At 58.3% G+C, this 22,352-nt stretch carries 21 protein-coding genes; 8 read left to right on the top strand and 13 right to left on the bottom strand.

From position 1 onward, the window contains the following. Window positions 1–56: 56 nt before the first annotated feature. Window positions 57–1,880, bottom strand: a complete 1,824-nt coding sequence (typA, locus tag MTP42_RS07660; protein WP_097771893.1) for a translational GTPase TypA — start codon at window positions 1,878–1,880, stop codon at window positions 57–59. A gap of 207 nt (window positions 1,881–2,087) precedes the next feature. Between typA and MTP42_RS07655 the strand changes: the two genes are divergently transcribed. Then, complete coding sequence (locus MTP42_RS07655; protein WP_005934470.1) at window positions 2,088–3,695, top strand: MBL fold metallo-hydrolase RNA specificity domain-containing protein; 1,608 nt, start codon at window positions 2,088–2,090, stop codon at window positions 3,693–3,695. A gap of 140 nt (window positions 3,696–3,835) precedes the next feature. On the opposite strand, the gene MTP42_RS07650 is transcribed toward MTP42_RS07655, so the two are convergent. The 5 genes from MTP42_RS07650 to MTP42_RS07630 form a co-directional block, all read right to left on the bottom strand. Continuing rightward, window positions 3,836–4,201, bottom strand: a complete 366-nt coding sequence (locus MTP42_RS07650; protein ID WP_147322194.1) for a hypothetical protein — start codon at window positions 4,199–4,201, stop codon at window positions 3,836–3,838. 145 nt (window positions 4,202–4,346) lie between these two features. Next, window positions 4,347–4,988, bottom strand: a complete 642-nt coding sequence (locus MTP42_RS07645) for a PrsW family glutamic-type intramembrane protease (protein ID WP_249257056.1) — start codon at window positions 4,986–4,988, stop codon at window positions 4,347–4,349. Then, entirely contained in the window at window positions 4,975–5,595 is a 621-nt protein-coding gene (locus MTP42_RS07640; RefSeq protein WP_249257055.1) for a hypothetical protein, read from the bottom strand. Before MTP42_RS07640 ends, MTP42_RS07645 begins: the two co-directional genes overlap by 14 nt. Further along, the gene (locus tag MTP42_RS07635; protein WP_249257054.1) at window positions 5,585–5,929 is read right to left on the bottom strand and encodes a DUF4179 domain-containing protein; all 345 of its coding nucleotides are present in this window, start codon (window positions 5,927–5,929) and stop codon (window positions 5,585–5,587) included. Before MTP42_RS07635 ends, MTP42_RS07640 begins: the two co-directional genes overlap by 11 nt. Beyond that, on the bottom strand, window positions 5,919–6,431 hold the full coding sequence (locus tag MTP42_RS07630) for an RNA polymerase sigma factor (RefSeq protein ID WP_249257053.1): 513 nt from the start codon (window positions 6,429–6,431) through the stop codon (window positions 5,919–5,921). The genes MTP42_RS07635 and MTP42_RS07630 overlap by 11 nt, the downstream gene beginning before the upstream one ends. A gap of 186 nt (window positions 6,432–6,617) precedes the next feature. Here MTP42_RS07630 and MTP42_RS07625 point away from each other — a divergent pair, with 186 nt between their 5' ends. The 3 genes from MTP42_RS07625 to MTP42_RS07615 all read left to right on the top strand — a co-directional run bounded on the left by MTP42_RS07625 (window position 6,618) and on the right by MTP42_RS07615 (window position 10,171). Continuing rightward, complete coding sequence (locus MTP42_RS07625) at window positions 6,618–7,988, top strand: sodium-dependent transporter (RefSeq protein WP_117476126.1); 1,371 nt, start codon at window positions 6,618–6,620, stop codon at window positions 7,986–7,988. Window positions 7,989–8,163: 175 nt separating this feature from the next. Beyond that, window positions 8,164–8,889, top strand: coding sequence for a LytR/AlgR family response regulator transcription factor (locus tag MTP42_RS07620; protein ID WP_035394482.1), 726 nt, complete (start codon window positions 8,164–8,166; stop codon window positions 8,887–8,889). After that, window positions 8,882–10,171 (top strand): sensor histidine kinase, encoded by a 1,290-nt coding sequence (locus MTP42_RS07615; protein WP_249257052.1) that lies wholly within the window; start codon window positions 8,882–8,884, stop codon window positions 10,169–10,171. Before MTP42_RS07620 ends, MTP42_RS07615 begins: the two co-directional genes overlap by 8 nt. Window positions 10,172–10,649: 478 nt before the next feature. Here MTP42_RS07615 and MTP42_RS07610 read toward each other — a convergent pair whose 3' ends face one another. From MTP42_RS07610 to MTP42_RS07600, 3 genes are read right to left on the bottom strand one after another with little or no spacing between them, the layout of a single operon-like run. Then, complete coding sequence (locus MTP42_RS07610; RefSeq protein ID WP_005934452.1) at window positions 10,650–11,087, bottom strand: aspartate carbamoyltransferase regulatory subunit; 438 nt, start codon at window positions 11,085–11,087, stop codon at window positions 10,650–10,652. Window position 11,088: 1 nt separating this feature from the next. Continuing rightward, window positions 11,089–12,030 (bottom strand): aspartate carbamoyltransferase, encoded by a 942-nt coding sequence (pyrB, locus tag MTP42_RS07605; RefSeq protein WP_035394477.1) that lies wholly within the window; start codon window positions 12,028–12,030, stop codon window positions 11,089–11,091. A 14-nt stretch (window positions 12,031–12,044) separates the two neighbouring features. Beyond that, entirely contained in the window at window positions 12,045–12,800 is a 756-nt protein-coding gene (locus MTP42_RS07600) for a GntR family transcriptional regulator (protein ID WP_249257051.1), read from the bottom strand. A gap of 187 nt (window positions 12,801–12,987) precedes the next feature. On the opposite strand from MTP42_RS07600, the gene MTP42_RS07595 reads away from it, so the two are divergent. Then, the gene (locus MTP42_RS07595; protein WP_249257050.1) at window positions 12,988–13,530 is read left to right on the top strand and encodes a GNAT family N-acetyltransferase; all 543 of its coding nucleotides are present in this window, start codon (window positions 12,988–12,990) and stop codon (window positions 13,528–13,530) included. A 42-nt stretch (window positions 13,531–13,572) separates the two neighbouring features. Here the strand turns inward: MTP42_RS07595 and MTP42_RS07590 are convergent, their stop codons facing one another. Beyond that, window positions 13,573–14,946: an MATE family efflux transporter gene (locus MTP42_RS07590; protein ID WP_249257049.1), complete on the bottom strand. Its 1,374-nt coding sequence runs from the start codon at window positions 14,944–14,946 to the stop codon at window positions 13,573–13,575. Window positions 14,947–15,127: 181 nt separating this feature from the next. After that, a complete protein-coding gene (locus MTP42_RS07585; protein ID WP_249257048.1) occupies window positions 15,128–17,143 on the bottom strand; it encodes a glycoside hydrolase family 31 protein in 2,016 nt (671 codons plus the stop codon). A 240-nt stretch (window positions 17,144–17,383) separates the two neighbouring features. Between MTP42_RS07585 and MTP42_RS07580 the strand changes: the two genes are divergently transcribed. The 3 genes from MTP42_RS07580 to MTP42_RS07570 all read left to right on the top strand — a co-directional run bounded on the left by MTP42_RS07580 (window position 17,384) and on the right by MTP42_RS07570 (window position 20,644). Further along, on the top strand, window positions 17,384–18,004 hold the full coding sequence (locus MTP42_RS07580) for a sugar transferase (protein ID WP_097771204.1): 621 nt from the start codon (window positions 17,384–17,386) through the stop codon (window positions 18,002–18,004). A gap of 80 nt (window positions 18,005–18,084) precedes the next feature. After that, complete coding sequence (gene aspS / locus MTP42_RS07575) at window positions 18,085–19,419, top strand: aspartate--tRNA(Asn) ligase (RefSeq protein WP_097771203.1); 1,335 nt, start codon at window positions 18,085–18,087, stop codon at window positions 19,417–19,419. Between the two features lie 16 nt (window positions 19,420–19,435). Beyond that, window positions 19,436–20,644, top strand: a complete 1,209-nt coding sequence (locus MTP42_RS07570) for a GNAT family N-acetyltransferase (protein WP_097771202.1) — start codon at window positions 19,436–19,438, stop codon at window positions 20,642–20,644. Between the two features lie 106 nt (window positions 20,645–20,750). Here the strand turns inward: MTP42_RS07570 and MTP42_RS07565 are convergent, their stop codons facing one another. Both MTP42_RS07565 and MTP42_RS07560 read right to left on the bottom strand, forming a co-directional pair. Next, window positions 20,751–21,389: a GDSL-type esterase/lipase family protein gene (locus MTP42_RS07565; RefSeq protein ID WP_249257047.1), complete on the bottom strand. Its 639-nt coding sequence runs from the start codon at window positions 21,387–21,389 to the stop codon at window positions 20,751–20,753. Window positions 21,390–21,419: 30 nt separating this feature from the next. Further along, a complete protein-coding gene (locus MTP42_RS07560; protein ID WP_156075740.1) occupies window positions 21,420–22,349 on the bottom strand; it encodes an ROK family protein in 930 nt (309 codons plus the stop codon). Window positions 22,350–22,352: the final 3 nt, after the last annotated feature.

Here is a 22,352-nt window from a genome sequence, read left to right as displayed (position 1 = left end):
CGCAGACCGATCGGTTTGCGATGCCGTTTTTTATGTTGATCGGGAAGGGAAGCAGCTTACTTCAGCTTGCTCTTTGCCTTCATGCGCTGGTCGTGGTTCAGGATCTGCTTGCGGATGCGCAGATTCTCAGGGGTGACCTCCAGCAGCTCGTCCTGTGCCAGGAACTCAAGGCAGCCCTCCAGGCTCAGCTTGCTGACGGGGATCAGGCGCAGAGCGTCATCGGAACCGGAAGCACGGGTATTGGTCAGGTGCTTGGTCTTGCAGACGTTGACATCCACATCCTCGCCGGAAGCGGTGTAGCCGATGACCATGCCCTCGTAGACCTTTTCGCCAGCGCCCACCAGCAGGGTGCCGCGCTGCTGCGCGTTGTACAGGCCGTAGGTAACGGCATCGCCGGTCTCAAAGCTGACCAGAGAACCGGTGGAACGGTTGGCGATCATACCGGCCCAGACATCGTAGCCATCAAAGATCTGGTTGAGGATGCCTTCGCCGTGGGTATCGGTCAGGAACTGGTTGCGGTAGCCGAACAGGCCGCGGCTAGGCATCCGGAACTCCAGGCGGACACGGTCAGTGCCCAGAGACTCCATCTGCTGCAGAACGGCCTTGCGCTGGCCCAGGCCGGTCATCACAGCACCCTGATACTGGGTGGGAACGTCGATGACAACGTGCTCCATGGGCTCGTAGGTCTTGCCGTCGATGACCTTGGTCAGAACGTGCGGGGGAGAGACCTGCAGCTCGTAGCCTTCACGGCGCATGGTCTCGATCAGGATGGACAGGTGCATCTCACCACGGCCCATGACGCGGAAGGAATCGGTGGTGGGAGAATCCTCCACCTTCAGAGCAACGTCCTTCAGCAGCTCTTTCTGCAGGCGGTCACGGATCTGGCGGCTGGTGACGTACTTGCCCTCACGGCCGGCCAGGGGGCTGTCGTTGACGGAGAAGGTCATCTCCACGGTGGGGTCGTTGATCTTCACGAAGGGCAGCGGCTCAACCTGAGAGGGAGCACACAGCGTGTTGCCGATGGTGACATCGGGCAGGCCGGAGAATGCAACGATATCGCCTGCGGTGATGTTGTCGCAGGGCTGGCGGCCATTGGCCTGGAAATCGTACAGCTTGGTCAGGCGGCCGCGCATCTTCAGGTCGGGGTTGTGCCAGTCGCACACGACCACTTCCTCGCCGACCTTGGCAACGCCGTTCTGGATGCGGCCAATGCCGATGCGGCCAACGAACTCGTTGTAGTCAACAGAGGAGACCAGCATCTGGAAGGGAGCCTCGGGATCGCCCTGAGGAGGCTGGATGGTGTCCAGCAGGGTGTCGAACAGGGGGATCAGGTCGGTGCCGGGCACATCGGGGTCCAGGCTTGCGGTGCCCTGACGGCCGCAGCAGAACAGGATGGGGCATTCCAGCTGCTCATCGGAAGCGCCCAGATCCATCAGCAGGTAAAGCACCTCATCGATGACTTCCTTGATGCGGGCATCGGGGCGGTCGATCTTGTTGATGGCAACCACCAGGCTCAGGTTCTGCTGCAGAGCCTTCTGCAGAACAAAACGGGTCTGGGGCATGCAGCCCTCAGCAGCGTCCACCAGCAGCAGCACGCCGTTGACCATCTTCAGCACGCGCTCGACCTCGCCGCCAAAGTCGGCGTGGCCCGGGGTATCAACGATGTTGATCTTGACACCCTTGTAGGTGCAGGAGCAGTTCTTGGCCAGAATGGTGATACCGCGCTCACGCTCGATATCGCCGCTGTCCATGACACGCTCTGCCACGACCTGATTGTCGCGGAAAGCGCCGCTCTGACGCAGCATGGCATCCACCAGCGTGGTCTTGCCGTGGTCAACGTGAGCGATAATGGCGACGTTGCGCAAATCGTTACGAACCATAAATAACTACCTCTCTATTTTGAATCTCTGTAGAAGTTACGTCATACGAATAAAGTTTATCTCAGTTGGGGGTGGTTTGTCAAGATTGTATAAAAACTTTTTCAAAATTTCAGCGCTTTGCCCGATAACTCTTTACACGATTTGGGCAGATGGACGCGGCAAGTTATGCTATACTAAGGGTGCAAAACCGAACTGGGAGGTGTATCTATGAAGCTCACATTTTTGGGAGCCAACCACGAGGTCACGGGCAGCTGCACCCTGCTGGAAGCAGCTGGGCAGCGCTACCTCATCGACTGCGGTATGGAGCAGGGGAAGGATGTTTATGAGAACCAGCCCTTTCCTGTGGCACCGGGTGAAATTGACGGCGTGCTGGTGACCCATGCGCATATCGACCACACAGGCCAGCTGCCGCTGCTGGTGCGCAACGGCTTCCGGGGCAGGATCTATGCCACCAAGCCCACGACTCAGCTGTGCAGCATCATGCTGCGGGACTCTGCCCACATTCAGGAGTTTGAAGCTGAGTGGAAGAACCGCAAGGCGAAGCGTGCCGGTGCCGAGCCGGTGGAGCCGATGTACACCGTGCAGGATGCCGAGGCGGCCATGCAGCTGTTCCGGGGCATGGAGTATAACACTAAAATCGAACTGGCCCCGGGCCTTGTGATCCGCTTCATCGATGTGGGCCATCTGCTGGGTTCTTCCAGCATCGAGATCTGGGTCACTGAGAGCGGCACCACCACCAAGCTGGTCTTTTCCGGGGATATCGGCAACCAGCATCAGCCCATCATCAAAGACCCGACAACGATCCGGGACGCGGACTATGTGTTTATGGAGTCTACGTATGGCGACCGCAGCCACGGTCCCCGCCCGGACTATGTGGGGGAGCTGAGCAGGATCCTGCAGCGCACCTTTGACCGGGGCGGCAATGTGGTCATCCCCAGCTTTGCGGTGGGCCGTACCCAGGAGCTGCTCTACTTTATCCGTGAGATCAAAAAAGAGGGCCTGGTCACCGGCCACGGCAATTTCCCGGTCTACATCGACAGCCCCCTTGCCATTGAGGCGACCCGCATCTTCAAAGATACCGACCCCGACTGCTTTGACGAGGATACCCGGGCGCTGCTGGCCCAGGGCATCGACCCCATCCAGTTCCCGGGGCTGCAGGTCAGCGTGACCAGCGATGAGTCCCGGATGATCAACGCCGACCGGGTGCCTAAGGTCATCATCTCGGCCAGCGGCATGTGCGAGGCAGGCCGCATCCGCCACCACCTCAAGCACAATCTGTGGCGGCCGGAGTGCACGATCCTTTTTGTGGGCTATCAGGCCGTGGGAACGCTGGGCCGCACCCTGATCGATGGTGCCGTCAATGTCAAGCTGTTCGGTGAGACCATCGACGTGCAGGCAGAGATCTGTCAGCTGACGGGTCTTTCGGGCCATGCCGACCGCGAGGGCCTGCTGGCCTGGGTGAACGCGTTCAGCCCCAAGCCCAAGCGGGTGTTTGTCATCCATGGCGAGGACGAGGTGGAGAACATCTTTGCCCAGACCCTGACCGAGCAGGGCTTTACCGCCTGTGCCCCTTACAATGGGGAGCAGTGGGCCATTGGGGCCGAGGGTGCGGTCTGCCTGCAGGAAGGCTCCCGTGTCCGGCTGGAGCACAAGCCCAGTGAGGGCGCGTCCCGCGCCGCAACGGTGTTCCAGCGGCTGGTCAGCGCCGGCAAGCGGCTGCTCCGCGTCATCGAGCACAACGAGGGCGGGGCCAACAAGGACCTTGCCAAGTTTGCCGACCAGATCAACGCCCTGTGCGACAAGTGGGACAGATAACCATAGAACCAGAAAAAACAGCACGCCGTTCGGTTTCGGCGTGCTGTTTTTGGTTAAAAGGGAAAAGGCTCTGCCGGGAGAAACGGCAGAGCCTTTTCGGGGTATGGAGAAAAGTGTGTGGGAGAAGAGCATGGAGGGCGCTACTGGTCGTCAGAGAGGCTTTGGGAGGAAGCCTTGTCTGCAGCATCCGGGGAGAAGGGGCGGTGCAGTGCTTTGTACTGCCTGTACCGGATGCCGAGCAACGTGAATACAACGCCGGTGACAAAGGAGCCGACGCTGACCACGATATAAGCATCAGCGCCGCTGTGCAGCAGCACCGAGCCGTACCCGGCCAGAACGATGGAAAGACCCGGAACATGCTCCTGATACAGCAGGGACGCAATGCCGACTGTCAAAAACAGACAAACTGCGGAGAGAGTGCAGTTGATTCGATGTGCCCGCCTTTGACGAAGCCTGCGTGTGCGGCGGCGAATTTCCTCCATACGAACACTCGCCTTCTGGGTCATGGACAGTCCCTCCTTTTGAGAGATCATCAGAGCGGCTGCTTTCCGTCCTCTCTATCTCCTATAATACAGTTCGCGCCGATTCCTTTCACCCAAATTTGAAAAAAGTTCAAAAAAATTTCCCGCTCCGGAAAAGAGCGGGAAACGGTCAGCGAAAAACAGTGTGCCTGCCCCTGTGGAGCAGCCTTGCTGCAAACAGGGTGACGATGATGGCAGAAGGAAAGAAGTACCCGACCATCTGCCAGAAGCCGTCGGCGGTGATCAGCAGATTGTAGATGCCGTGCAGCACCATGCAGACCCCCAGAATCCCCACCGTACCGGTGCGGGTGAGCCACGGACGGCGGAACACATAGGCCAGTGCCAGACCGGTCAGGATGCCGCAGACCAGATGCAGGGCCCCGGCAGACATACCGCGGATGAGCAGGAAAACAAAACTTCCTGCACCGTTTTCGGTCAGGTAGCAGACGTTTTCAAAGGTAGCAAAGCCCACTGCAATGCCAATGGCCGCAGGAGTCAGCTTGTGGGAATCCGGCTCAAAGATCAAAAAGTAGAGCAGCAGAGGCAGCAGCTTCAGGATCTCCTCGCAGACAGGTGCGATCTCAATGGCAGTGGTCACGGCACTGCACTGGTGCCGCCCCATGAAAAAGCTGCTGACATAAGCCGAAAGCAGGCAGGTGGCCATGCCCAGCACCACGAACAGGGTAAAGCGCCGGGGGCTGCCCGATGTGAACAGCAGGGAGAGCAGCATGGGAAGCGCCAGGCACAAAAAGATGTTTTCAATGTAGGTCATGGGGCTCCTCCCGCAGGATATGGGGCAGGAAGCTGACCAGCGTGAGGGTCAACAGGATGTCCACAGCATAGTAAAGGTTGAACCGGGTGTAATCACGGATGAACTCGGAGGCAACGAACAGAAGGATCTGCAACAGCATTTCAAACAAAAGTGCGATCTCATAAGGCCGGAGCCGTTTTTCCTTTTGCAGGGCCGAAAAACAGAGGTAGGCCAGCGTGCCAAAGGTGAGCGCCAGCGCACCAGACATCAGCGGAGAGGGGCCAAACACCTGCACCCGCATGACAACTCCGGCAATGACCACCCCGGCCGCCAGCGCAAAAGGCGAGAACGGCGGGCGGAGATCCTCCCAATAGAGGATCTCCAGCGAGAGAAAAAAGAAATACGAGGCCATCCAGGAGCATTCGGCCACATAAAACACCTGCGGCCCATGGCCCAGAATGATCAGATGGAGCAGGTAGTACAAAGTGCCCATCATAAAGCTGGCGTAGCCGAACGCCAGGATCAGGCAGGAGCGGCTGCTGCGCCGGAAGGCGAGGATAAAGGCGATGAGCGCCATCGCAGCCAGCACGATCACCTGAAAGGTGTTGTCAATGATCTCAAAGCTCATCGTCGTTCCTCGTGTGCTTCTTTTCACTGCTGCGGCGCAGGCGGTAGAGCAGGATGGTCACGCAGGAGCCCAGCAGGAACGAGAGTACGCCCACCAGGATATAACCGTCGGCTCCGCGCTCACTCAGCATCCCGGCGGTGCCGGTGGGGGAAACATGCAATGCAACTGATGTGCCTGCCCAGCCGGGCATGGCAAGGCCCAGGCAGACCACCAGCACAAGACAGGCCGCCATACAGCCTGCATCGATCAGCAGCATCTGCCGTGCGCGCGCCTGACGCTGCAGCTGGGCCGTGCGCTGGCGGATCAGCGCCATCCGTTCGGCATCAGTTTTCATACTGATATCCCTCCTGTTCCAAAAGTTGTTTCAGCTGCTGCTTGCCCCGGTACACAAGGTTCGTTACCTGCTGCTCGGTGCGTCCCAGCACCTGTGCGGCCTGCCGGTAGCTCAGTTCTTCAAAATAGACCAGAAAAAGTGTCTCCCGGTATTCCTTTTTGAGTTTGCCCAGTGCGGCGTACAGCTGCTGGTGCTGTTCGTTCTGGAACAGCCCGGTCTCGGCCAGTGCCTCGTCCGGCAGTTCAAAAGGCAGTTCCTCCGGCGGCAGAAAAAACCGCCGCCGGGTCTTGCAGCGCAATGCGAGATTGCGCCCGGTTTTATAGAGGTAAGCCTTGAAGCAGCCATCCTGAATGGGCCGCTCTCTTGCAAAAATATGGGCAAAGGCTTCGATCATCAGATCCTCTGCCTCGTGGATATCGCCCAGCACGCCGTTGATGTAAAGGGTCAGCGCGTCGCCATACCGCTCCACCAACAGCTGAGCGGCAGCTTCGTCTGAGACCATCCGGTTGTTCCTTTCCGTGTTGTACACATTTCATCTTGTCTATTTTATATAAGATGAAAGAAATTTGCAAGGGAAAATACGAAAAAGCACTCCATTCTCTTCCAATTTGTGATATAATAAACTAATATCGCCTGTTTTTCGCGCGGAAGGCGGGCGGCTGAAATTATTGGAGGGGACAAATTTATTATGGAACGTGAAACGCTGAAATCGCGGCTGGGCTTCATCCTGCTGTCGGCAGGCTGTGCCATCGGCATTGGCAACGTGTGGAAATTTCCTTATATGGCAGGTCAGGGCGGCGGCGGTGCCTTTGTACTGTTTTACCTGCTGTTCCTGGTCATTCTGGGTCTGCCTATTATGACCATGGAATTTGCTGTGGGCCGTGCCAGCCGCAAAAGCCCGGTGCGCGCCTATCAGGTGCTGGAAAAGCCGGGCCAGAAGTGGCATATCCACGGCTATTTTACTCTGATCGGCTGCTACCTGCTGATGATGTTCTACACCACCGTTGCGGGCTGGATGCTGCACTATTTCTATATGACTGCCGCCGGAAAGCTCTCCGGCCTGAACGCAGACGAGGTGGCGGGCAAGTTCACCGAGATGCTGGCAAGCCCCGGCATTATGACCTTCTGGATGGTGTTCGTGGTCGTTCTGGGCATTCTGGTCTGCGCCAAGGGCCTGCAGAATGGTCTGGAGCGTGTGACCAAGGGCATGATGATCGCCCTGCTCCTCATCATGGTCATTCTGGCCGTGAACAGCCTCTTCATGGACGGCGCAAAGGAGGGTCTTTCCTTCTTCCTGGTGCCTGACTTTGGCCGCATGAAGGAGGTTGGCATCGTCAACACCCTGGTGGGTGCGATGAATCAGGCCTTCTTCACCCTGAGCCTGGGCATCGGTGCCATGTCCATTTTTGGCAGCTACATCGGCAAGGAGCACTCCCTGCTGGGCGAGAGCGTCCGTGTGGTGGTGCTGGATACCTTTGTGGCCATCACGGCCGGTCTCATCATCTTCCCGGCCTGCTTTACCTTTGGCGTGGATCAGACTGCAGGCCCCAGTCTGATCTTCATCACCCTGCCCAATATTTTTGCCAACATGGCGCTGGGGCGGCTGTGGGGCAGCCTGTTCTTCCTGTTCATGGCATTTGCTGCCCTGTCCACCGTGCTGGCGGTGTTTGAGAACATCATCTGCTGCGGCATGGAGCTGACCGGCTGCACCCGTAAAAAGTCCAGTCTGGTCAACCTGTTCCTCATCATCCTGCTGTCCATGCCCTGCGTGCTGGGGTATAACCTCTGGGCCTGGGATGGCTTTGCCGTGTTTGGCGGTGCAGTGCTGGACTTTGAGGATTTCCTTGTCAGTAACCTGTTCCTGCCGCTGGGCAGCCTGGTCTACCTGCTGTTCTGCGTTTCCCGCTATGGCTGGGGCTGGGACAACTATAAGAAGGAGGTCAACACCGGCGAGGGGCTGAAGATCCAGGATTGGATGCGCGGCTATCTGACCTACGGTCTGCCCGTGATCGTGCTGTTCATCTTTGCCTTTGGCATCTACGACAAGTTCTTTGCATAAGGAAATAAACCCTCTCAGTCTCGCATTCGCTCGCCAGCTTCCCCGAGGGGGAGCCAACGCATCTGACAGGTAAGCAGCTTGCACAGCCTGAAGTCAGAGCAGCAATTGCCTCGCCCTTTGGGAGAGGTGGCAGTGCGAAGCACTGACGGAGAGGGCGTTTTTGTTGGAGGACACAATGCACATTTTGATCTGTGATGACGATGCGGTGTTTGCTGCCCGCGTGGAAACGCTCGTCCGGGATTTCTTTGCGCGGCGGGGCTTGCAGGTGGAATGCACCGTCTGCCACAGCGGGGAAGAGACACTGGCCCGGCGGGACCTTGATCTGTATCAGGTGGCGCTGCTGGATGTGGATCTGGACACCATGAACGGCATCTCACTGGGAAAGCAGCTGCGCCAGTGCAGCCCGGAGATCTGCCTGGTGTATGTGTCGGCCTATCTGGAATTTGCCCCGGAGGGCTACACCGTGAATGCGTTCCGCTATATCCTCAAGCGCGATCTGGACTGCCAGCTGCCCCGCTGTCTGGATGCCATTCTGCATGAGCAGGATCACCGGGCTCCCAAGACCCTGACCATCCGGCAGAACCGCACCGAGACTGAGCTGCCCTACGACAGCATCTACTACCTCGAAAGCGATCTGCGCAAGATCAACGTTTACGGAGATGTGGCCCACCAGCCCCTGTGTTCCTACTATGGCAAGCTGAATGAGCTGCCGCAGGCACTGTTTGAAAACGGCTTTCTGCGGGTGGGGCGGAGCGCGGTGGTCAATATGAAGTACATCCGGCAGATCAGCAGCTATATGGTCACCCTGCGCAATGGGGTCAAGCTGGGCGTGAGTCGGAACGGCTATGCTGAGATTCGCAGCACCTATCTGGAATGGAAGGGGCAGTTTGGGGATGACTAAGGAAATGCTCTGGTTTCTGATGGGGCATCTGGTCTGCATTGGGCAGTGGGCGGCCTTTATCATGGTGGAATATGCATTTCTGGGCCGCGGCAGGAGATTCCGCTTCCCCTGCCTGTGGGCAGCCCTGCTGGCAGCAGTGTTTCTGGCGGTCTCGATTTGGTATGATATTGGCTTCTTCAATGTTAGATCTGTGATATTGAACGTCATCTACCTGTTGGTCACGGTGCTCTTTTTCGGCGGAAGCTGGAACCAGAAGCTCTCGGCCTGCCTTGTCAACGGCATCATGTGCCTGCTGACGGAAAACACGGTCAGCTACACCTTTGCCTGGTGTAAGCACATTCCCGTCCGGGAGGTCTGGCGCTACCGCAGCTGTCTGTTCCTGCTGGTAGCTGCTGTTGTGGGGGCTGGCCTGCTTGCAGCCTACATTATCCGGCGCTGGCGGCGGGAGCAGGCGTTGACCCCGCTGCAGATGTTGGTCATGTCCTTTTTTCCTGGCATCGTTGTGGTGCTGAACATCGTGCTGATGGTATCCGGCGGCAGCGAAGTGCCCAGCATGATGAACATGATGCTGACCTTTGGCCTGACCATAGCAGTGCTGATCCATCTGGGGATCGTGCAGATGGTCAACGACCAGATGCTGCTGCAGCAGACACTGATGGTGGAGGCTGTGCGCCAGAAGAAGAGCGCAGAAGCTCTTCTGGAATCCTACAAGACCCAGCGGCGGCTGACCCATGAGTTCACCAACCACACCGATGCACTGGCTCTGCTGCTTCAGCAGGGCGATTACGAGGGCGCAAAGGCCTACCTTTCCACGCTCACAAAGACCATTGCGGCGAATACCACCATTATGAACACCCACAACCCCCTGTTGGATGCCCTGCTCAGCAAAAAGTACGAGGAAGCCAGCCGAAAAGGGGTCATGGTCTATTTTGATCTGCCCGATCTGCGGGATATGCCCATGGATCAGACAGACCTTGTGATCGTGCTCTCCAACCTGCTCAACAATGCCATTGAGGCCGCCGCGCAGGCTGATCCGCCGGAGGTCTATGTGCGGATGCGGAAGAGCGAGGACGAGGTGGTGCTCTCTGTCCGTAACCGGGTGGAGAAGGACCTGAACCTCGTAGACGGTCAGCTGCCCCGCATCTCTCAGAAAGGGGCGGGCCACGGCTTCGGGCTGTGGAACGTGCGGGATGTGCTGAAAAAATACGGCGGCGAATATACCATCAGCTGCCGGGAGTGCTGGTTCCGCTTTACCTGCACCATCCCGCTCCGCAAGTTATGACATGAAACCCTGCAGAATATGACATTTGGGGTGAAAGTTTCATCGGAATCTGCTACAATGAAATCAAGTTAAAGGCAGGAGCGCCTCCCCGCTGTATGGTTTGCGGCCGACAGAGGAAGGGACATCCGGGAACGCAGGCGTGTGTGCGTGGGCCGGAACGTCTTTACGAATAAAAAGTCTGACGAGGCTCTGAATGGCGATCTTGGGGGATTGCTGCAGATAGAGACCTTCTGAATGCACTGCACCTGCACGGCATCGTATGTGGGAATGGGATGCCGGGCGGTGCTGCCGGAGGGAGCTTTGTCGGGCTTTTTTGTTTGAGATCAGGCCGGAAGGAGGACGGTGTGGAGCATGGCTGCACCTGCACGGAAGCGGGCATCCTGCTGGATATCTTCACTCCGATGCGGGAGGATTTCGTGTAACAAACAAAAAAGGCAGTGCGCCGCGTGGGACGCACTGCCTTTTGCTTTTGTACCGATTATTCCGGCTTCACCTGCAGCTCCTGCTCACAGTAGATGCAGCGGTATTTGCCGTTGGAGCTCATCTCAAAGATCTGGTCGCATTCCTCTTCAATGGAAGAGATGCAGCGGGGATTGCGGCACCGCACAATGTTCACCAGACGCTTGGGGGGCTTCGGCTTTTCCTTGCGCACAGCCTTGCCGTTTTCGATCACGGTTACGCTGATGTCAGGGTCAAGGTAGGCCAGCACGTCCAGGTTCAGCCAGGAGGCATCTCCCTCGACCTTGATGATGTCCTTGCGGCCGCAGTCGGCCTTGTGGGAGCGCGCATTCTGGATCAGTGCCACGTTGGCGGTCTTGTTGCCGGTGATGCCCAGCAGCTCCATCAGGCCCACAGCGGTGCCTGCCTTGATGTGGTCGATCACAATGCCGTTCTGGATCTCGTCAATATTCAGCATATCAGTTACCCTCCTTCGGTGCCTTGGGGTCGGCAAGACCCAGCAGCGTCATGATCAGTGCCATGCGGATGTATACGCCGTTCTGCACCTGCTCAAAGTAGGCAGCACGGGGGTCGTTGTCCACATCCAGTGCGATCTCGTTCACGCGGGGCAGGGGATGCAGCACTGCCATTTCAGGCTTGGCAAGGGCCATCTTTTCGCTGGTCAGGATGTAGCTGTTCTTCAGGCGGATATAATCCTCCTCGTTGAAGAAACGCTCCTTCTGCACACGGGTCATGTACAGGATATCCAGCTCAGGCATGGATTCCTCCAGGCTCCGGGTCTCACGGTACTCAATGCCGTTGGCCTCCAGCACGTCCTTGATGATGTAGTCGGGCACCCGCAGCTCCTCGGGGCTGATGAGCACAAAGCGGATGTTCTTGCAGCGTGCCATGGTCTTGATGAGAGAATGGACGGTGCGGCCGAACTTCAGATCGCCGCATAGGCCGATGGTCAGATTATCCAGCCGACCCATCCGGGTGCGGATGGTCATCAAATCGGTCATGGTCTGGGTGGGGTGCTGGTGGCCGCCGTCACCGGCGTTGATGACCGGGATGCGGGAGTAGCGGGAAGCGCGGAACGGTGCGCCTTCTTTGGGATGGCGCATTGCCACGATATCAGCATAGCAGGAGACCACACGGATGGTATCTGCAACGCTTTCTCCCTTGGAAGCGCTGGAGACGGTCTCGCTCGGGAAGCCCAGCACATGGCCGCCCAGGTTCAGCATGGCCGCCTCAAAGGAAAGGCGGGTGCGGGTAGACGGCTCATAGAACAAGGTGGCGAGCTTTTTGTGAGCCGCAACGTCCTGGTAAGCGGCAGGATCGGAGCGGATGCGGTCGGCCAGATCCAGCAGAGAGGTGATCTCCTCCTGGCTGAAATCCAAGGGATCGATGAGATGGCGCATGAATTTTACCTCCGTCAAAGTAATTTTCGTAGAATGGAAAAATCGAAGAAATTCGTGTAATAACTCAGTGAGCGCATGACCGGGTGGCACAGACGGTTGAAGCAGATCTCGTCCAGCAGCAGCATGGCCTCGCCGGGGGCAAGACGCATGGCAGCCCGGATGGCCTCGTCGCCGTAGCTGGCCTTGAGGTGGGCCACATTCGAAGAGATCTGCTGGTTGCATTCCTGCTCCAGGATATCGAACACGCCGCCGCTCAGGTCGATGCGGGTGTAGTCCCGGCTGCCAAAGAGGGCGCGGGGCAGATAATCGATGGAGTAGATGACCGGGGTGGTGTCGGCCAGGATGCGTTTCTTGATGCAGATGACCTCATCCCCCGGTGCAATGGCAAGATCCCGGGCAAGCTCGGCCCCGGCGCGGATGGGATAGATCTGGATGCCATCGGCGTGGGGGTAGCTGCCAAAGCTGCGGATCAGCGGGTAATATTCCAGCTTCTGGTCAAGGCGGCTGCGCAGGCCGAGCACGGTGCGGTTGACCACTGTGCCAATGCCGCGCACGCGCTCGATGTAACCGGCGCGCTCCATCTCGCTCAGCGCGTCCCGGATCACGGTACGGCTGACACCGAGTTCCGCGGCCAGATCGACCTCGGCGGGCAGGCGGTCAGCATCGGCGTAGCGACCGGTGCGCAGTTCTTCCAGAAGCGCCGCGACGACACGGTCACTGATGACCGCACCGCCCAGGCGGATGGATGACGAAGAGCTGGATTCTTTCATGGGCTGTTCCTCCGGTTCGCGGGCGGGGCAGTGCCCGCCTGGACTTGGGAAAACCTGCCCTGCATCCCAAAAGCTGCGCCGGACAGATTCTCTTACTTTCATTATAGCATGATTTGACTTTATTTTGAATGGTAATTATACTGGAATCCAGCAGAAAGTATGATTTTATTTTTGGAGGGTTCACAAAATGGAACTGATACTGCAAAAAGTGTGTGGTCGGTCTGCACAGCTTCCCATTCGCCTGCGCCGGTGCGGCCCTGCAGATGCCGCCGCATTCTTTGCTTTGCAGAACGAAGTGCGGGCCGCCATGCCCCACCCGGAGCAGTTTGTGCCGGACACACTGGAGAATATCACGGCCTACCTGAGGGAGGGCCTGTGCATCGGGGCATACGACGGCGAACGGCTGGGGGCGTACTTTATCCTGCGCTACTGCGGCCGGAGCGCACACAACTATGCGGCCTTTCTGGGGGTGCCCCGGGAGGAGTGGGAGCACTGGGCCAATGCGGACAGCGCGGTGGTCCACCCGGACTGGCGGGGCAACGGCCTGCAGCGGAAGCTGCTGGAAGCTGCGCTGCCCCTTGTCCGGCCCGGCATCGTGGGCATCGGGGCCACCGTTAGCCCGGAGAATCAATACAGCCTGAACAATGCCCTTGCCTGCGGTTTTGTCATTGCCGACCGCCGTGAGATGTACGGCGGGTATGACCGATATCTGTTAAAGAAGATGCTGTAAACAAAAAATGCCCTCCTGCTGAGCACAGGAGAGCGTTTTTTGTTAGGTGGCCAGGCGGCTCTCTTCCTTCAGCTGATCGTTCATCTTTTTGCGCACGACCAGCAGGCAAATGAGATGCACCCCTGCGGTCAGGGCCCAGCTGAGGGGATAGCTGATGTACAGCGTGCCGGTGGAGCGGAACATCCGGAAGATAGTTGCGATCCAGACCAGACGGAGCAGGCAGCTGCCCACCAGACTGACGATCATGGGGATCACCGAGTAGCCGCGGCCGCGCAGGCAGCTGGCCAGAGTGTCCATTATGCCGCACAGGAAGTAGGCAGTGCAGATGATCTGCATCCGGGACAGGCCGGCAGCCACCACGGCTTCATCCGTGGAGTAGAAGTGCAGCAGGACCTCACCGCCAAAGTAAGCGCCGCAGCCCAGGAACAGGCCCGCCACAGTGACGCAGAGCAGACAGTTGCGCATGACGCGGTCGAGGTTGTCGTACCGGCGGGCACCCACGTTCTGGCTGGTAAAGGTCACGGCCGCCTGCGCAAAGGCATTCATGCCGGTGTAGATGAAGCCCTCGAGGTTGGATGCGGCAGAGTTTCCGGCCACGACCGTGGAGCCAAAGGAATTGATAGCCGACTGGATCACCACGTTGGACAGGCTGAACACGGTGCTCTGCAGACCGGCGGGCAGGCCGATCTGGATGATCTGCAGCAGGGCTTTCTTGTGGAAGCCCAGATGCCGCAGGTCAAGGTGCATGGCACCCTCTTCCTTGACTAGCAGCACCGTGACCATAATGGCGGATACCGTCTGGCTGAGGATGGTGGCCAGCGCAACACCCGCCACGCTCATCTGGAACACGATGACGAACAGCAGGTTCAGCACCACATTGATGACACCTGCCACCGCCAGACAGACCAGCGGGCGGCGGGTGTCGCCCACGGCACGCAGCAGGGAGGCGTTGAAGTTGTACAGCATGGTCATCGGCATTCCGATGAAGTAGATCTTCAGGTAAAGGGTGGCAAGGTCAATGACATCCTCGGGGCTGGACATCAGTTCCAGCAGGCCGTGGGCTGCAAAAAAGCCCACAAAAGCCATCAGTACGCCGCCCACAAGGCTCAGGGTAACAGCGGTCTGCACCGCTTCGTGCACGCCCTGGTCATCCTTTGCGCCATAGCAGCGGGCAGCCACAACATTTGCGCCCAGCGCAAGGCCGACAAACAGGTTGACCAGCAGGTTGATGAGCGCACCGTTGGAACCAACTGCTGCCAGCGCGGCGCTGCCGACGAACCGGCCCACCACGACCACATCGGCAGCATTGAACAGCAGCTGCAAAAAGCTGGATGCCGCCAGCGGTAGGGAAAACAGGATGATCTTTTTCAGCATCGGGCCGCTGGTCAGATCACCGGCCTGGGACATTTGTGTCATGAAAGCTCCGCCTCCTTTGAAACTTCTCTCATACTCTTGCACCAAAATTGAAGCGTAAAAAATGCGCCGTGCCGTTTTGCGGCACAACGCAAATTGTAAACAACACCTATATTATAATACAGTTTTCTGTAAAATACAAGATGCTGCGCAGGGGAGATCCTGCCTTTCCGGGACACTTCGATCAGGAATGATGGATCTGCAGCGTTTTCCAGTGCTCTTTCTTCTCATATCCTGTTGTCACGCCGTCATCCCGGTACATCCGGTACTCCGCAGATTCGCCGTCGGGCAGGAAGCTCCACAGGGTCAGGCTGGCATCATCCAGCTCAGAGGTGTTGTTGGCGGGCTGTGCCACGGGAACGATGTGACCCGGACGGAGGAACAACAGCACTTCGTCCAGCGCACAGCGGATATAGTGGTGCCCGGCGGGCAGGATCTCTTCATCGTAGTCGTCCACAGCCCGCAGGCGCAGGAGCTTCATGGATTCGGGCAGGTAGACATGCCGCCCGTGGGCATTCTGGACATAGACAGGCGCTGCCATCAGGCCCTCGCCCAGCAGAAGCTGATCTTCCACCTCCCGGGCATCGGGGTCATCCGGGTAGTCGAAGGCCAACGGCCGGAAGTAGCTGGTGTTTTCCAGCGCGGCCTTCATAAATTCGCTGTACAGGTAGGGCAGCAGGGCGTAGCGCAGACGGATCATATTGCGCACAGCGGGCAGCACCTCGGGGAAGCGGTAGTATTCCTGCATCCGGGTGCCCACCGCGGAGTGGTTGCGCATCAGCGGGGTGAGCAGACCGAACTCAAGCCAGCGCAGGGCAAGATCCGGCGTGGTATCGGAGGAGAAGCCGCAGAGGTCGGCACCGCTGTACAGGAAACCGCACATCTGGACACTGGGCATCATCTGGATGTTGGCCAGCAGCTGGGCCCAGCTGGAATTGTTGTCGCCCAGCCAGATGCCGCCGTAGCGGTGGCTGCCAATGAAGCTGGAGCGGCTGTAAAGCAGGGTGCGCTGGCCCGGGCGCAGGTCGGCAAAGGCTTCGCCAGCGGCGCGGGTCATGCTGCCGCCGTAGAGGTTGTGGACCTGATCGTGGCGCACTTTCTGGCCGTCCACCTCGTGGTAGAAGCTGGCGTAGTCTGCCGGGCTGTTCATCAGTCCCATGGCACCGCCCACCACGCGCGGGAAGAACTCCTCCTGCTCAATGTTGTCCTTCTCCCGCAGGGCGGCCATGTCGTTCAGAAAAGCGCGCAGCCGCTCGGGTGAGTAGAAGAGGGAGGGCTCATTCATATCGTTCCAAAAGCCCTCGATGCCGCAGTCGGTCAGGGCCTTGTATTTGTGGCCGAACCACTCCCGCACCTCAGGGCGCAGGAAGTCGGCAAAGTAGGCCTTGCCGGGCCAGACTGCCGCCACAAAGGGGGTTCCATCGGCCTTTTTGCAGAAGTATCCTTTTTCCAGACCCTCGGTGCAGGTGGGGTCGTTGGGGTCGATGCGCACGCCGGCATCGATGATGGGCACCAGCCGGATGCCCTGCGCTTTCAGGTCGGCGGAGAGCTTTGCAAGGTCAGGAAAACGTTCCTTGTTTACGGTGAAATCGGCATAGTCCTGCATATACTCGATGTCCATGCAGATCATATCCAGCGGCAGGTCGTGCTCCTTGTACTGGCGTGCAACCTCCCGCACGTCCTCCTCGGTCTTGTAGCCCCAGCGGCTCTGTGCCAGACCGAATGCCCACTTGGGCGGGATGTAGCTGCGGCCGATGAGGGTGCGGAACTCCTTGCAGATCGCATTCTCGTTCCCGCCGGAGAGGAGATACAGATCATAGTCGGGGGTCTCGGTGTGGAAAGAGAAAAGATCGTGGCGGGTATAGCCGATGTCGTAATACACCTTGCCCGGGAAATCCACGAACAGGCCAAAGCAGGTGCCGCCGTCCCGCACCAGCAGGAAATTGTGCGCACCATAGAAGGAAAGCTTGTCCTCGCTGTGGCGGGATTCATCGGTGTTGTTGGTGATGTAGTGCCAGCCGCGCTTGTTGATGCCGCGGGGCATTTCGCCCAGACCGTAGACCGCAGCCTGCTCACTGAGGGTGAGCCGCCAGCCGCTGTCGTCGGGAGTCAGAAAGGGGACGGGGCCGCTTTCCGCCGGAAGAGACAGCACAACGCTCTGGGTGGAGAAGGGATGCCCGAAAGAAAAACGCTGGATCACAGAATAGACCTCCTGTTTCAGATAGAGTTGTTACTGTAATGATACGGCAGAAATCGTTCCGGAACAAGAGAGAAAACAGGATAAATAATGCAACAAAACAGGCGCTTTGTGGTCTGCGCAACAGCCAATACTTCTGTTGCGCCTGCCGGAGCCCCTCAGGCGTGAAACTGCACGGAATGGATTGCAAACTGTCGAAGGGCTTGCTATAATAAAAGGTACTCTGAAAAGGGAGGATTTTCCATGTATCGAAACGGCATCAAGCGGCTGCTGGCGGTCATTCTGTCCCTCTGCGGCATGATCGTGCTCTCGCCGCTGCTGCTCATCCTCTGCCTTGCCATCAAGATCGATTCCCCGGGACCGATCTTTTTCAGGCAGAAGCGGGTGGGCATCCACAAACAGCATTTCAATATCCTCAAGTTCCGCACCATGCGCATCGACACCCCCCACGATATGCCCACCCACATGCTCAAGGACCCGGATCAGTATATCACCCGGGTGGGGCACTTCCTGCGCAAGACCAGTCTGGACGAGCTGCCCCAGCTCTGGAACATCTTTGTGGGCGATATGGCAGTCATCGGCCCGCGCCCGGCGCTGTGGAACCAGTATGACCTTCTGGCCGAGCGGGACAAGTACGGTGCCAACGATGTCCGCCCCGGCCTGACCGGCTGGGCTCAGATCCATGGGCGGGATGAGCTGGAGATCGTGGACAAGGCCCGGCTGGACGGCTACTATGTGGAGCACCTGAGCTTTGGTATGGACGTAAAGTGCTTCTTTGGCACCATCAGGGCGGTGCTCGACCACGACGGTGTGGTCGAGGGCGGCACCGGCACTTTGCACGAAGAGGAAAACCACAAGAAGTAAGACTGGCCCGGGCAGAATACTTGATTTATCCCCTGAAAAGCGTATAATAAAACGGTATAAGACATCAAAGGAGGATTTCCATGAATCGCACCTACATCAACGAGGTACAAAAGGAAATTGGCAATACGGTCAAGGTACAGGGCTTTATTGAAAACCTGCGCAACAGCAAGTATATGGCCTTTATCGTACTGAAGGATATCACCGGCAAGCTGCAGATCACGGTTGAAAAAGAGGATCATCCTGATCTGGTGGACACCATTGATCAGCTGACCCCTGATTCTGTCATCACTGTCACCGGTAAGGTGGTCGAGAACGACTACGTCAAGATGGGCGGCATCGAGATGATCCCCGAGGCCATCGAGGTGGAGAGCATTGCGGATGCACTGCCCATTGCCCGCAAGGCCATTGCCGCCACCAAGAAGAAAAAGGCAGTGGAGCGTTCCAGCATCGACCAGCGCATTGATTACCGCTGGGTCGATCTGCGCACCGACGAGAACCAGCTGATGTTCAAGGCCCAGAGCTGCATGGTCAACGCCATGCGCAAGTTCCTGCTGGACCAGAACTTCATCGAGATCCACACCCCCAAGCTGATCGCTGCTGCCAGCGAGAGCGGCTCTGAGGTGTTCAAGGTGGATTACTTCGACCGCAATGCCTATCTGGCACAGAGCCCCCAGTTCTACAAGCAGATGGCAATGGCTGCAGGCTTTGAGCGCATCTTCGAGACCGGCCCTGTGTTCCGCGCCGAGAAGAGCTATACCAACAAGCACGCCACGGAGTTCTCCGGCTTCGATCTGGAGTTCAGCTACATCACCTCTTACAAGGATGTCATGGCCATGGAGGAGCAGCTGCTCAAGGCTGGCCTGCAGGCTGTGAAGGACGCTTACGGCGATCAGATCCAGGAACTGTTCGGTAAGGAAGTCATCGTGCCCGAGACCCCGTTCCCCGTGGTCAAGCTGGCTGACCTGTACAAGGGTCTGGAAGAGGACTTCGGCTATGTGGTGGACGATTCCGAGAAGGGCGACCTGACCACTGAGGCCGAGCGCCTGAGCTACGACTGGGTGAAGAAGCACTATAACCACGAGTTCCTCTTCGTCACGGATTACGATGCTGAGAAGCGCGCTTTCTACCACATGCGCGACGAGAACGGCGTGCCTCAGGGCTACGACCTGATCTGGCGCGGTGTGGAGATCACCACCGGTGCTCAGCGCGAGCACCGCTATGAGGTGCTGAAGAAGCAGGCTGAGGAAAAGGGTCTGGCTGAGGATGTCAAGTTCTATCTGGAGTTCTTCCAGTATGGCTGCCCCCCGCACGGCGGCTTCGGTCTGGGCATCGACCGCCTGACCATGCTGCTGGTGGGCGAGAGCATCAAGGACGCGGAGTTCCTGTTCCGCGGCCCCAACCGTCTGACCCCGTAAGGACGGGGGTGTTCGTATGAACGCCGCAGACCATTATCTGACCCGTTATCTGGAAGCGAAGGATCTGGATCAGTACAATGCACTGCTCCGCTACACCTTTCAGGTCACGGAAGAAGAGCTGACTGCCACAGGCTGGAAGGACGATGAAATCAAGCAGTCCAAGTTCCCGGTGCTGGAACGTGCCGATGTGCTGGGCTGCTTTGATGGAGACACGCTGGTGTCCCAGTTTGCCGTCTATCCGCTGAAAATGAACATCTACGATACGGTCTACCATGTGGGCTTTGTCACCAGTGTCTGCACCTACCCGGAGTACACCGGGCAGGGCATTATGAAGCACCTGATGATCAAGGGCCTGACCCAGATGCACGAGGAGGGCAAATCCTTCGCCCTACTCTACCCGTACAGCATTCCGCTGTACCATCATCTGGGCTGGGAGATCGTTTCCAACAAGATCTCGTTCAACATCAAGGACCGGCAGATCCCCACCAAGGTCAAGGCCCCCGGCTATGTCCGGCGTGTCAGCTGGGATAATACCGAGTTCCATGAGCTGCACTCCCACTTTGCGTCCATCACCCATGGCTGTCTGTTCCGCAACAGTCTGGCCTGGGAGGAATACTGGCGCTGGGACGAGGACGATACCAATGTTGCGGTCTACTACAACGTCAAGGATAAGCCCTGCGGCTACATGGTCTACCTCATCAAAAACGACATCATGCACATCAAGGAGATGGTCTACCTCAACCGCGAGGCCCAGAAAGGCCTGTGGGAGTATATCCATGCCCATGATTCCATGATCGATGAGGTGCACGGCAGCACCTATTTCAGCGAACCCATCGCCTTTGAGATGGATGATGGCGACATCAAGGAGAGCATCCGCCCCTATGCCATGGGACGCATCATCGACGTGGAGGATTTCCTCGCCGATTACCCCTGTGACCCGGACGGCGGCACCCTGTGCATCGAGCTGGAGATCGAGGACTCGCTTCTGCCATGGAACGACCGGACGTTCAACGTTCGCTTTGCGGATGGGCACTGCACCATGACCCGTGAACCCGCCGAGTATCACCTAAAAATGGGCATCGGCACCTTTACCACCCTGTTGCTGGGCTACAAGACCGCAGAGCGTCTGTATGAGCTGGAGCGCATCGAGGGCAGGGAAGAGGCTGTGGAACGGCTGGATGACGTGCTCTTCCATAAGATCCCGTATATTTCGGATTACATCTGACAAAAGAAAACAACCCTCTCCGTCAAAGCCTTTTGCTTTGCCTGCTTCCCCCGAAAGGGTGAAGCGGCATTGCGAGGCAATGACGGAGAGGGTTGTTCTTTTTGACTCAGAGCAGCGTCGGCACCAGCTCGGCCAGCTTTTCGGCCAGCTGTGCGTGGCCCTTACGGGTCAGGTGCATGAAGTCGATCTGGTTGAACTCGCAGCCTTCAGCATCCAGGAAATGGACATTATTGCGCTCTGCAATGATCTTGTACCAGCCGGCAACGCCCTTGGATTTCTCCACACAGCCGTCGCCCATGACCTCATCATGGAAGCCTTCCTTGATGCGCGGAGGAGCAACCACAAGGATGTTGGGCTCCCTGCCGCCCCAGCAGTCCACGGTCTTGCACTTCTGGATCAGGCGCTCCATGCCCGCACCAATGCAGGCGGCGTTTGCGTTGAAGCGCTCTTTCACATCGTTGGTGCCCAGCATGATGATGAGCAGGTCGATGACTTCATGGCTCTTGAGCAGGGGATAGGCCACGCTCAGAGCATCCATGGACTCGTGGATGGGGTCTGCAAAAACGGTGGTGCGGCCGGAAAGGCCCTCTTCGGTTACCAGATACTTGTCGCCCAGAGCAGTCTGCAGGCGGCAGGTCCACCGCTCGTCCTCGTTGAAGCGGATGCCGCCGTCGGCGTTATCCTTGGGGTCGGCACAATAACCGTGGGTGTTGGAATCGCCCAGGCAGAGAATATGTGTTTTCATCTCAATACACTCCTTTGATCGTTCAGATGATCAGGCTTCGCCGTGCTGCTGGCGGAAGTAATAGACTGCGCCTACCATACCGGCATCATTGTGCAGCTGGGCGGCGCGGATCTCCAGCCCCTCGGCAAAGGCGGGCATAACGGAGGCCCTGACTTTGGCGGCAATGGGCTCGATGAGCAGCTTCTGCTGGGCGCTCACGCCGCCGCCGATGAGAATGAGCTGCGGGTTAAAGATGTGCACCATGCCTGCAAGGCCCTGTGCGATCTCATCCGTCCAGGCATCCAGCAGGGCCAGAACGGTCTCGTTGCCAGCCTCTGCGGCAGCAAAAATGGCGCGGCCGTCTTTCCAGGCCGGGTCCTTTTCCTGTGCGGCCCGTACCAGAGCCGTGGTGGCGGCGTAGCGCTCCCAGCAGCCGGTGGCACCGCAGGTGCAGGGGATACCGTCCAGTGCATGGGTGCGGTAGTGGCCCAGCTCACCGCCCAGTCCGCGGGCACCTTCCAAAAGGCGGCCGCCGGTCAGGATGCCGCCGCCAACGCCAGTGCCCAGGGTCACGCCGATGACATCGGTATAACCCTTTGCGCCGCCGACCCAGACCTCGCCCAGCGTCATGCAGTTGGCATCGTTGGCGACGGTGACGGGTAGGCCGAAGAGCCGTTCCAGTTCGGCCTGGATGGGGCTGTTGATGTAGTTGGGAAAGTTGCCGCAGGTACCGGCCACGATGCCTTTGCGGCTGTCAATCTGGCCGGTGGCCGAAACGCCCACGCCTTCCAGTGTGTTCACGTCGATGTTCTGGGTCTCCACAAAGGCTTTGGCGGCTTTGAGCACGGTGGTCAGCACCGGGGTCTGGTAGCCGTCAAAGTTGACGCTCTCCTCGGCCTTGGAGCCTACCGCGCCGGTCTCATCCACGATGCCCAGCTTGACGGCAGTGCCGCCGATATCGATCGCAAGATACTGTTTCATCTC

Origin of the sequence: Faecalibacterium sp. I2-3-92 (genome assembly GCF_023347315.1) — a bacterium.
Classification (GTDB): domain Bacteria; phylum Bacillota; class Clostridia; order Oscillospirales; family Ruminococcaceae; genus Faecalibacterium; species Faecalibacterium duncaniae.
Note: the sequence above shows the minus strand (reverse complement) of the source record. Positions and strands in the feature narration are given on the sequence as shown.